The 10,970-nt window shown below is 73.4% G+C and carries 11 protein-coding genes; 8 read left to right on the forward strand and 3 right to left on the reverse strand.

The genetic code is table 11. From position 1 onward, the window contains the following. Positions 1-97: 97 nt before the first annotated feature. A complete protein-coding gene (locus AB0D48_RS36395; RefSeq protein ID WP_362407310.1) occupies positions 98-376 on the reverse strand; it encodes a hypothetical protein in 279 nt (92 codons plus the stop codon). Positions 377-389: 13 nt separating this feature from the next. After that, complete coding sequence (locus tag AB0D48_RS36400) at positions 390-1,181, reverse strand: PspA/IM30 family protein (protein ID WP_362407313.1); 792 nt, start codon at positions 1,179-1,181, stop codon at positions 390-392. 283 nt (positions 1,182-1,464) lie between these two features. Here AB0D48_RS36400 and AB0D48_RS36405 point away from each other — a divergent pair, with 283 nt between their 5' ends. After that, complete coding sequence (locus AB0D48_RS36405) at positions 1,465-2,073, forward strand: DUF3043 domain-containing protein (RefSeq protein ID WP_362407316.1); 609 nt, start codon at positions 1,465-1,467, stop codon at positions 2,071-2,073. Between the two features lie 77 nt (positions 2,074-2,150). After that, positions 2,151-2,903: a methyltransferase domain-containing protein gene (locus AB0D48_RS36410; protein ID WP_362407338.1), complete on the forward strand. Its 753-nt coding sequence runs from the start codon at positions 2,151-2,153 to the stop codon at positions 2,901-2,903. 299 nt (positions 2,904-3,202) lie between these two features. Here the strand turns inward: AB0D48_RS36410 and AB0D48_RS36415 are convergent, their stop codons facing one another. Then, complete coding sequence (locus AB0D48_RS36415; protein WP_362407319.1) at positions 3,203-3,415, reverse strand: hypothetical protein; 213 nt, start codon at positions 3,413-3,415, stop codon at positions 3,203-3,205. A gap of 104 nt (positions 3,416-3,519) precedes the next feature. On the opposite strand from AB0D48_RS36415, the gene AB0D48_RS36420 reads away from it, so the two are divergent. From AB0D48_RS36420 to AB0D48_RS36445, 6 genes are all read left to right on the forward strand, one after another. Continuing rightward, positions 3,520-4,725, forward strand: a complete 1,206-nt coding sequence (locus tag AB0D48_RS36420) for a bifunctional adenosylcobinamide kinase/adenosylcobinamide-phosphate guanylyltransferase (protein WP_362407322.1) — start codon at positions 3,520-3,522, stop codon at positions 4,723-4,725. Positions 4,726-4,757: 32 nt separating this feature from the next. Further along, the gene (locus AB0D48_RS36425; RefSeq protein WP_362407325.1) at positions 4,758-5,654 is read left to right on the forward strand and encodes an EamA family transporter; all 897 of its coding nucleotides are present in this window, start codon (positions 4,758-4,760) and stop codon (positions 5,652-5,654) included. A gap of 33 nt (positions 5,655-5,687) precedes the next feature. Then, entirely contained in the window at positions 5,688-6,752 is a 1,065-nt protein-coding gene (gene cobT, locus AB0D48_RS36430; protein WP_362407328.1) for a nicotinate-nucleotide--dimethylbenzimidazole phosphoribosyltransferase, read from the forward strand. A gap of 83 nt (positions 6,753-6,835) precedes the next feature. Continuing rightward, positions 6,836-8,731 carry a phosphatidylglycerol lysyltransferase domain-containing protein gene (locus tag AB0D48_RS36435; protein WP_362407332.1) on the forward strand — a complete coding sequence of 632 codons (1,896 nt, stop codon included), beginning with the start codon at positions 6,836-6,838 and terminating at the stop codon, positions 8,729-8,731. After that, the gene (locus AB0D48_RS36440; protein ID WP_362407335.1) at positions 8,728-9,447 is read left to right on the forward strand and encodes a hypothetical protein; all 720 of its coding nucleotides are present in this window, start codon (positions 8,728-8,730) and stop codon (positions 9,445-9,447) included. Before AB0D48_RS36435 ends, AB0D48_RS36440 begins: the two co-directional genes overlap by 4 nt. Before the next feature lie 85 nt (positions 9,448-9,532). Then, complete coding sequence (locus AB0D48_RS36445; RefSeq protein WP_362407341.1) at positions 9,533-10,711, forward strand: sensor histidine kinase; 1,179 nt, start codon at positions 9,533-9,535, stop codon at positions 10,709-10,711. The last annotated feature ends 259 nt before the right edge of the window (positions 10,712-10,970 follow it).

Below are 10,970 nucleotides of genomic sequence, written 5' to 3' on the forward strand. Positions count from 1 at the left end.
GGCAACTCGGGACAAGCCGGGGCTAAAGTACGGGCGTTCGACTGCCGACGCCCCCTCTCCCAGGGGGCGGACCCGTCGTCGCACCGCGTACTACCGGTCAGCCCGGGATGAGTCCGTCGTCGCTGAGCATCTCCCTGACCTCGTCGAGCGTCGCGTCCGGGGCGGGCAGGATCAGCTCGGACGGCTCCAGCGCGTCGTCGGGCAGCGGCTCGCCGAGCCGCCGTACCGCTTCGAGCAGTGCGCCCAGGGTGCGCCGGAAGCCCTTCTCGTCACCGCTCTCCATCTCCGCGAGCAGTTCGTCGTCCAGCTTGTTGAGCTCGGCGAAGTGGCTGTCGGCCAGCTCCACCTGGCCTTCCCCCATGATGCGGACAATCATGACGGACCCCGTCCTACTGCTTGTCGAAGCGGTGCTGGGTCTGGGACTGCTGGCCGTTGCCCGCGGCGCCGCCCTCGATGGCCTGCTGCTGCGCGGACGGGCCGCCGGCCAGCTCGGCCTTCATCCGCTGGAGTTCCAGCTCCACGTCCGTGCCGCCCGACAGGCGGTCCAGCTCGGTCTGGATGTCGTCCCTCGCCAGCCCGGACTGGTCGTCCAGGGCCCCGGAGGCCAGCAGCTCGTCGATCGCTCCGGCGCGGGCCTGGAGCTGGGCGGTCTTGTCCTCGGCCCGCTGGATGGCCAGGCCGACGTCGCTCATCTCCTCGGAGATGCCGGAGAAGGACTCCGCGATGCGGGTCTGCGCCTGCGCCGCGGTGTAGGTGGCCTTGATGGTCTCCTTCTTCGTCCGGAAGGCGTCCACCTTGGCCTGCAGGCGCTGCGCGGCGAGGGTCAGCTTCTCCTCCTCGCCCTGCAGGGTCTGGTGCTGCACCTCCAGGTCGCTGACCTGCTGCTGGAGCGAGGCGCGGCGGGACAGGGCCTCGCGGGCGAGGTCCTCGCGGCCCAGCGCGAGAGCCTTGCGGCCCTGGTCCTCCAGCTTGGCGGACTGCCCCTGGAGCTGGTTCAGCTGCAGTTCCAGGCGCTTGCGGGAGGTCGCCACATCGGCGACTCCGCGGCGCACCTTCTGAAGCAGCTCGAGCTGCTTCTGGTACGAGTAGTCGAGGGTCTCGCGCGGGTCCTCGGCCCGGTCCAGGGCCTTGTTCGCCTTCGCGCGGAAGATCATCCCCATACGCTTCATGACACCGCTCATGGGCTTCGCGCGCCCCCTTCTAGACGGACTGTGCTCCAGGTCACCAACAGGACCCACAGTACGGGCCCTGTCTCCATTACCGCACTGTTCGAGTACGGATGCGCTCCTCCTCCAGGACGACTGCGTCCCCGCCGTATCAGGCGCGAGGAGTAGGTGAGCCCCCGACCGGTACGGCCCGGTCACCGGGAGCGCGCCCCGGCACGAACCTTGCACTGGGGAAGACGCCCGCCGTTGCCGGATCGTTCCCCGCCGGGGTGGGGCCCATGCCCGCAACCACGTAGGCTTGGGTTTTGTGTTTGGTAGCCGCTCCTCCAAGGAAGAGAAGGCCGCCGCCACCGACAAGGTGAGCGCCGACCTCTCGCAGCCCCGTCATCCGCAGGCCCCCAAGGGCCGCCCTACGCCGAAGCGTGCTGTGGCCCAGTCGCAGCGCAAGGCCGTGGTGGCCTCGACCGGCAACCGCAAGGAGGATGCCAAGCGAGCCCGCGAGCGCCGTCGCGAAGAGATGGCCAAGCAGCGCGAAGCGCTGGCCAACGGCGACGAGCGTTACCTGCCCGCGCGTGACAAGGGCCCCGTCCGCAGGTTCGTCCGCGACTACGTGGACTCCCGCTTCTCGGTCGCCGAGATGTTCCTGCCCCTGGCAGTGATCATCCTGGTGCTGAGCATGGTGCGGGTGCCCTCGATCCAGAACGTCGCACTACTGCTGTGGCTCGGCGTGATCGTCCTGATCATCCTCGACTCCATCGGTCTGGTCTTCCGCCTCCGCAAGGCGCTGGCCGAGCGCTTCCCGAACGAGCCCCGCCGCGGGGCCGTCGCGTACGGCCTCATGCGCACGCTCCAGATGCGCCGGCTGCGGCTGCCGAAGCCGCAGGTCAAGCGCGGGGAACGGCCCTGACCGGAGGGGCGCCCGGAGCATCGGGGGCGTCGGGGGAAGGTTTCTCCTGGGGAGGCCCGGGGGGAGCCCGCCTGTGGCTGGAGGGCCTGGGCGGACTGCGCAACGCCGTCCGCCAGGAACTCGTGGGCCGGCAGGTCGACGAGCAGATCGCGCACCGCTTCCCCGTGGGGCAGCGGCTGCGCGTCCTCGACGTCGGCATGGGCCAGGGCACCCAGGCACTGCGACTCGCCCGCGCCGGGCACAAGGTGACGGGCCTGGAGAAGGACCCGGGGATGCTGGCCGTCGCCCGTGAGGCGCTGGACGCGGAACCCGCCGGGATCCGCGACCGGGTACGGCTCATGGAGGGCGACGGCCGCGAGACCGGCGCCCACTTCCTGCCGGGCAGCTTCGACGTCGTGCTGTGCCACGGCGTGCTGATGTACGTGCCCGAGCCGGACGCCATGCTCGCCGGGCTCGCCCGCATGCTGGCACCCGGCGGACTGCTGTCCCTGCTGGTGCGCAACGGCGACGCGCTCGCCATGCGGCCGGGACTGAGCGGTGACTGGGGCGGCACGCTGGCCGCCTTCGACGGCGTCGAGTACACGAACCGGCTGGGCCTGGACGTACGGGCCGACCGGCTGGCCGGGCTGACGGCCACGCTGAACGGCATCGGTGCGCCGCTGGGTACCTGGTACGGCGTACGCGTCTTCACGGACGGCACCGAGGCGGGCGAATGTCTGCCGCCCGAGGACGAGCTGGAGCGGCTGCTGGCCGCGGAGGAACGCGCCGGGCGCACCGACCCCTACCGGGGTGTGGCCGCGCTGCTGCACCTGTGCGGCGTACGGGGCTGACGCCGTGCCCCGCCGCGCGGGGCGGCCGCGGGGGCTCCGCCCCCGCGTCCCGATCATCGGCGGGGCCGGATCTGCCCGCCGGGCGTCCCAGTCCCGTCCGACAGGGCTGGACCCCCCCCCTTGCGGATCTTCTCGGCCCGAGCCCGCGGCGGCTGGTGCCGTGCCCCGCAAGGCGGAGGAGCTCCCGACTGCTGGACGTACTCGGGTGCTCCGACCACGCCGCGAGGTGCGGAGCCGGGTGCCGCGGGCCCGGGGCCCCTCCCAGCGGTAGCCGGGGGAGCAAGATCCGAAGGGACGGGCTAGGCCTCCAGCGCCGCGCGCAGGCTCATCGTGTAGAGCTCGGTCCCGGCGTCGTCGGACAGTTTGACCTGCTCGACGCCCCCTTCCAGCAGGTCCTTCCAGTACTCACCGATCCAGGACTCCGCGTCCCCCTGCGTGGTGAACTCCTCCGGTGCCACCGACGGGCTCGTCTCGGTGCCTTCGGCCGTCTCGAACCGCCACGTCCACGCCATGTCCGCCTCCGTTGCTCGTCCGCTGCTCGCACGCTGCTCACCTTGAGTCTGCCCGCAGAGTAACCGGGCGCGCAGCAGTCTCGGCGACGCGGGAGGATCATCCTGTGGAACTCACTCTGCTCGGCACCGGCACACCCGAGGGCCTGCCCCGCCCCGGCTGTCCCTGTGCGGCCTGCGCGGTCTCCGTCGGCATGCGGTCGCGTGCCGCAACGGCCGTCCTCGTCGACGGGGCACTGCTGCTCGACCTGACCCCCGGGGCGGTGCTGGCCGGCGCCCGGGCCGGGCATTCGCTGGCCGGCGTACGGCAGGTCCTGCTGACCCACCCGCACGACGGGCCCGCCGTGGAGCTGCCGCCCGGGCTGCCGGCCGCGGGGCGGGTGCCGGACGGACGGGAGCTCTCGGTGATCTCCGGGCACCGGGTGCGGGCCGTGCCGATGGACGCACCGGGCACCGGCTACGAGGTGACCGGCCCGGACGGCGGCCGGCTGCTGTACCTGCCGCCCGGCGGGGCCCCGGCGGGCACCGATGGCGTGAGGGCCCCGCGTCCCTACGACGTGGTCCTCGCCGACGTGCTGGGCCGGCCCGGGGCCCTCGCCCGGCTGCGGGCGAGCGGCGCGGTGGGCCCTGGCACGGACGTGATCGCCGTCCACCTCGACCACGACACCCCGCCGGGCCGGGAGCTGGAGCGCCGGTGCGCGGCCGCCGGGGCCCGGGCGGTGCCCGACGGGACCACGGTGATCGCCGGGGAGTACCACGCGGTGCCGGACATGCCGCGCCGGACGCTGGTGCTGGGCGGGGCCCGCTCCGGCAAGTCCGTCGAGGCGGAGTGGCGGCTGGAGTCCTTCCCCGAGGTGGTCTACGTGGCCACCGGCGGCACCCGTGACGGTGACGCCGAGTGGGCGCAGCGGGTGGGCCTGCACCGGGAGCGCCGGCCGGCGAGCTGGCGGACGCTGGAGACCTGCGAACTGGTCCCGCTGCTCGCCGGGGAAGGACCGCCACTGCTGATCGACTGCCTGGCGCTGTGGCTGACGGACGCGATGGACCGGGTCGGCGCCTGGGACGACGCGATGTGGGCCAAGGGCGGGCAGCACCAGCTGCGCGACCGGGCCGCCGAGCTCGTGGCGGCGCTGCGCGCGACCCGTCGCCGGGTGGTGCTGGTCAGCAACGAGGTGGGGTCGGGGGTCGTTCCGGCGACGGCCTCGGGCCGCCGCTTCCGCGACGAGCTGGGCCGCCTCAACACCGTGGTGGCCGGGGAGTGCGAGCACGTCCTGCTGGTCGTGGCGGGGCAGGCGCTCGTACTCAAGGAATAGCCGGGGAACAGCCGAGGAAGAGCCGGGGTCCCATGAAAACCTCAGGTCCCGCAGGAGAGAGAACCGGCCTCGCCGCCTTCGCCGGGTGCTGCCTGCTGGGCGGCGGCAACGCGGTGGGGGTGAGGTTCAGCAACCGCGAACTCGACCCGCTGTGGGGCGCGTCGGTGCGGTTCGGGGCGGCCGCGGTGGTGCTGCTGGCGGTCATGGCCGTCATGCGCCTCGCACTGCCGCGCGGGCGGGCGCTGGCCGGCGCCGTGCTGTACGGGGTCCTCAACTTCGGGGTGACCTTCGCGCTGGCCTACTACGCGCTGGTCCGCGTCCACGCGGGGCTGGGCCAGACGCTGCTGGCCCTGGTGCCGCTGGTGGCGCTGCTGCTGGTGGTGGCGCAGCGTCAGGAACCCTTCCGGAGGTCCGCGCTGCTGGGCACGCTCGTCGCGGCCGCCGGGGTGGCGCTGGCCTCGCGGGCCCCGCTGCAGGGCGGTGTGCCGGTGCTGTCCCTGCTGGCGGTCCTGGGCGCCGTTGTGTCCTTCGCCGAGGCGACCGTGCTCGTGCACCGCCTGCCGCCGGTCCACCCGGTGACGATGAACGCGGTGGGCATGACGGCCGCGACGGTGGTGCTGCTCGCCGGTTCCTTCGCCGCAGGGGACACCTGGCGGCTGCCCGAGCGGACGGCGACCTGGTGGGCGCTGGCCTACATGGTCGTGGCGGGCTCCGTGCTGACGTTCGTCTTCTATCTGGTGGTGGTGCGCCACTGGGGTGCCTCCCGCGCGGCGTACGTCTTCGTCGTCATCCCGGTGGTCACGATCCTGCTGTCGGCCTGGCTCGACGACGAGGAGCTGACGGTGGGTCTGCTGCTGGGCGCGCCCCTGGTCATGGCGGGCGTCCACGTCGGTGCGCTGAGGCCCGGCCGGCCCCGCCACACCCCCTGAGGGGAGGGCCTCACCGGCTGTACTCTCTGGCAGATGAGCACGCTGAATCTCGACGACTTCTCCGATCTGATCGAGCGCCCCGACGGGGGCGTCCGGCGTGATGCCGAGGAACGCCGTGAGCGGCTGGCCGTACCGCCCGGCGCACTGGGCCGCCTCGACGAACTCGCCGAGTGGCTCGCCGCCGCGCAGGGGCAGGTGCCGGTCAAGCCGATCGAACGCCCCCGCGTGGTGCTGTTCGCCGCCGACCACGGGATCGCCGCCGAGGGCGTCTCCGCCCGGGCCGCCTCCACCACCCACGAACTGGTGCGGGCCGTGCTCGACGGGGCCAGCCCCGTCTCGATCCTGGCCGGCCGGCTCGGCGCCACCGTGCGGATCGTCGACGCCGGGCTCGACTGCGACCCCGCGCTGCTCCCCGAGGACGTGGTCAGGCACCGCGTCCGGCGCGGCAGCGGCCGGATCGACGTGGAGGACGCGCTCACCGTCGAGGAGGCCCGGGCCGCCCTGGAGCTCGGGATCCGGATCGCCGACGAGGAGGCGGACTCCGGTACGGACCTGGTCGTCCTCGGCGATCTCAGCGTCGGCGGCACCACGGTGGCCGCCACCCTCGTCGCCGCCCTGTGCGGAACCGACGCCTCCGTGGTCACCGGCCGAGGTGGCCTGCCCATCGACGACCTGGCCTGGATGCGCAAGTGCGCGGCGATCCGCGACGCGCTGCGCCGGGCCCGGCCGGTCCTCGGAGACCAGGTCGCGCTGCTGGCCGCGGTAGGCGGCGCGGACCTGGCCGCCCTCACCGGTTTCCTGCTCCAGTGCGCGGTGCGCCGTACGCCGGTCATCCTCGACGGCGTCGTCTCGGCGGCCTGCGGTCTGGTGGCCCAGCGGGCCGCTTTCCGCGCGCCCGACTGGTGGCTGGCCGGTCACGCGAGCGGCGAGCCCGGCCAGGCGAAGGCCCTGGACCGGATGGCGCTCAACCCTGTGCTCGACCACGGCGTCACAGTGGGCGAAGGTACCGGGGCATTGCTGGCTCTCCCCCTGGTCCAGGCGGCCGCCGCACTCGCGGCGGAACTCCCGGAACGGGCGGCGCAGGAGCCGACGGAGTGAGCCGCCGGGGCCCGCGGTCCTGACCAGTCCGCGACCCCGGACCAGCCCACTATGGACAGCGACGCCCCATATGATCGCTTTTTATGGGAGAGGTCCGTTTGACCAGCGCAGAAACCGACCGCGGCGCCGTACCGGTACCAGGGCCGGCATCCGGAAGGAAAGAGACCGGCGGCGATCCCGCCGGCAGGGCGGCAGGGGGCGGCGGGGAGACCGGCCGGGGGAGCACCCGTTCGCGGCGCGGGGCCGCGTTCGCGGTCTGGTACCTGCGGGTCGTCACCTTCATCAACTTCCTCAGCGCGGTGTGGGTTTCGCTCGGGCAGGATCTGCGCCGGCACAACACCGACGACTTCTACACCCCGTACCTGCTCACGGCCGGCTTCGCCTCCGGGCTCTTCTGCCTGCTGCTGGCGGTCACCATGGGCCGCCGCAAGCGGGCCGCCTGGATCCTGAACCTGGTACTGGGCGGGATGATGCTGCTCGACTTCGCCCGCGCGGCCTTCGTCCCGTGCGACGGCTGGTTCCCCGGCGACTGCTACCCGGCGTTCCGCGAACACGCGCAGAACTGGGTCTCCCTGGGCCTGACCGCAGCCTTCGTCGCCGCCCTGCTGCTGGGACGCCGGGAGTTCTACGCCAAGGGCGACCGCTCCAACCCCGCACTCGCCACCGTCGTCGCAGCCGTCGGCCTGCTGTTCACCTCGCTGGTCGCGGCGCTGCTCGTCGGCGCCACCAACACCGCGCCCAACGCCGCCGATGCCACCTTCCTGACCCGCTGGCGGTACGGCGCGATGCGGCTCATCACGCTGGACCCGGACGCCAGGACCTACCACACCATCACCACGCCCGGCTGGGTGGACGTGTTCATCAACGTGGTGTCGATGCTGCTGCTGCTCGCCGTGCTGTTCGCCGCCTTCCGCTCGCGCCGCGCCGTCGACCCCCTCTCCGAGGAGGACGAGGAGCGGCTGCGCGCGCTGCTCGCCAGGCAGGGCGACCGCGACTCGCTCGGCTACTTCGCGCTGCGCCGCGAGAAGTCCGTCATCTGGTCCCCCACCGGCAAGGCCGCCGTCACCTACCGGGTCGTCGGCGGGGTCTCGCTGGCCTCGGGCGACCCGATCGGCGACCCCGAGGCCTGGCCCGGCGCCATCGAGCCGTGGCTGGCCGAGGCGCGCGAGCACGGCTGGGTACCGGCCGTGATGGGCGCGAGCGAGGAGGCCGGGCAGATCTACGCCCGGCACGGCCTGGACGCGCTGGAGCTCGGCGACGAGGCGATCGTGGAGACCGCCGAGTTCACCCTGGAGGGCCGCGCCATGCGCACCGTCCGGCAGGCGTACAACCGCGTCAAGCGGGCCGGGTACACCGTCCGCATCCGCCGCCACGCCGACATCCCGGCCGAGGAGATGGACGAGCTGCTGCGGCGCGCCGACGACTGGCGCGACGGCGCGACCGAGCGCGGCTTCTCGATGGCACTGGGCCGACTGGGCGACCCCGGCGACGGCCAGTGCGTGATGCTGGAGTGCACCGACGGCAACGGCGATCTGCGGGCCGTGCTGTCCTTCGTACCGTGGGGGCCCAAGGGCCTCTCGCTGGACCTGATGCGCCGTGACCGGGACTCCGAGAACGGCCTGATGGAGTTCATGGTCATCGAACTCCTGGAACGCTCCAAGGAGATCGGCGTCACCCAGGTCTCGCTGAACTTCGCGATGTTCCGGTCCGTCTTCGAGCGCGGGTCCCGGCTCGGCGCGGGTCCGGTGCTGCGGATGTGGCGCTCGCTGCTGAGCTTCTTCTCCCGCTGGTGGCAGATCGAGTCCCTCTACCGGGCCAACGCCAAATACCGGCCGATCTGGGAACCGCGGTTCATGCTCTTCGAGAAGAGTTCGGACCTGCTGCGGATCGGAATCGCGGCGGGCCGGGCCGAGGGCTTCCTGGAAGCCCCCGGTCTGCCGAAGTGGCTGCACCGCAGACACCTGGAGACCCGCCGTTGACAGCGTGGACCACCTCCTCACCGCGGCGGTTCGCCCGCCGCGAGTGGGGGCCCCTGTTCCGGACCGTCCGGGAGGCCCTCGTCCACGACAAATGGCGGGCGGTCCCGATGACCCTCGGCGCGGTCTGCCTGACTTCGGTCTTCCAGATCGTGCAGAACACCTCCTGGGGGTTCCAGCCGGTCCAGAACCTCGGGTCGGTCAAAGCCGTCGACCCGCTGTGGCTGGCCCTGCTGCGGACCCCCCTGTCGCTGTTCGTGCCCGCCCTGGACCTGCCGGTGTGGGGGGCGCTCGCGCAGATCCTGCTCGTCTTCGGCATCTCGGAAATCTGCATCGGCTGGTGGCGCACGCTGGTGATCGGCTACGTCGCCACCCTCGCCGGGACCACGTACGCGCGGATCGGCCTCTCGCTGGGCCCCGACCACCCCTTCGGCCTGCCGGTGTCCGACCGGATCGTCAACGACACCGGGCCCTCGGCGGCGGTGGTCGGCCTCGCCATCTACGTCTGCTGGCGCTACCGGGCGTACCTGACCGGCGCGGTGGTGGTGCTGGCGATGATCGGCGAGGTGCTCGTCAAGGACAACCTGGCCGGCAAGGAACACCTGGCGGCCATCGCCGCCGTGATGGCCGTGTGCGTGGTCCGCACGAAATGGGGGCCGGAGCGCTCCCGGCTGCCGCTGGGCGGCCGCCCGCCGCCGCTGGACACCCGGCCCGGATGAGACGGCCGGATGGACCGGCCGGGGCAGGCCGTACCGTATCGGGGTGACGACAGACCTCGGGCCGTTCGCGCCCACCCGGCAGTGGATGCGGGCCCATCCGCTCGCCACCGATGCCGTGCTCGCGTTCGGGGCGTTCGTCTCCATGGTCGTCGGGTCCTTCGCCGATCCGCACGGGCCGCACGGGCCCACCTTCGGGACGCGGACCCCCGAGCCGTTCTCGCTGCTGCTGATGCTGCTCGGCGCGGCCGCGCTGGTGTTCCGGCGCCGGCGGCCGCGCACCGTGCTCGCCGTGACCTGCGGGCTCTCGCTGCTGGAACTGACCACCGGGGAACCGCGGGCGCCCGTCGCCATGTGCACGGTGATCGCCCTGTACACGGTGGCCGCGCACACCGACCGGCCCACGACCTGGCGGATCGGGCTGCTCACCATGGCCGGACTGACCGGCGTGGCCATGCTCGCCGGACCCCTGCCGTGGTACGCGCAGGAGAACCTCGGGATCTTCGCCTGGACCGGGATGGCCGCGGCCGCGGGTGACGCCGTACGCAGCCGGCGGGCCTTCGTCGACGCCATCCGGGAGCGGGCCGAGCGCGCCGAGCGGACCCGCGACGAGGAGGCGCGGCGCCGGGTCGCCGAGGAGCGGCTGCGGATCGCCCGCGACCTGCACGACGTGGTGGCCCACCACATCGCCCTGGTCAACGTGCAGGCGGGGGTGGCCGCGCACGTCATGGACAAACGGCCGGACCAGGCCAAGGAGGCTCTGGCCCACGTACGGGACGCCAGTCGGTCGGCGCTGAACGAGCTGCGGGCGACGGTCGGGCTGCTGCGCCAGTCCGGCGACCCGGAGGCGCCGACCGAGCCCGCGCCCGGACTGGCCGTCCTGGACGAGCTGGTGGACACCTTCCGGCACGCCGGGCTGCCGGTGGAGGTCATCGTCCAGCTGGGGCGCGAGGAGGGCCCGCTGCCCGCCGCCGTGGACCTCGCGGCGTACCGGGTGATCCAGGAGGCGCTGACCAACGTACGCAAGCACGCGGGTCCGGGGGCGCGGGCGGAGGTCAGTGTGGTGCGGGTCGGGCCCTCGGTGGAGGTGACCGTGCTCGACGACGGGGGCGTCTCGGCGGACCCGGCCCCGGACCCCGCCGGTCCGGGCGGCGGCCACGGCCTGCTCGGCATGCGCGAGCGCACCGGCGCCCTGGGGGGCTCCTGCTCCGCGGGGCCGCGGTACGGGGGCGGCTACCGTGTCCACGCCGTCCTGCCGCTGGCCTAGCCCCGCCCTTCGGCCCCCGCCGGGGCACCCTCCCGCCGAAGCCACCCTCAGCCCGCCGAGGCGCCGCCCTCCCGCCCGAAGCCATCCTCAGCCTCGCCGCGGCCCCCTCCCGCCCGGAGCCGAACTCAGCCGCGCCGGAGCCGAACTCAGCCTCGCCGGCGTTTGAGGCGCGGGGCTCGACAAGCTCCGCGCCCTCGGCCCCGGCGAGTCGCCCGCCGTCGGCTGGGCCTCGTACCTCGCCGCCGCCTGACCAGGGCGC

This window comes from Streptomyces sp. NPDC048269 (assembly GCF_040652395.1).
In the GTDB taxonomy this organism is placed as follows: Bacteria; Actinomycetota; Actinomycetes; order Streptomycetales; family Streptomycetaceae; genus Streptomyces.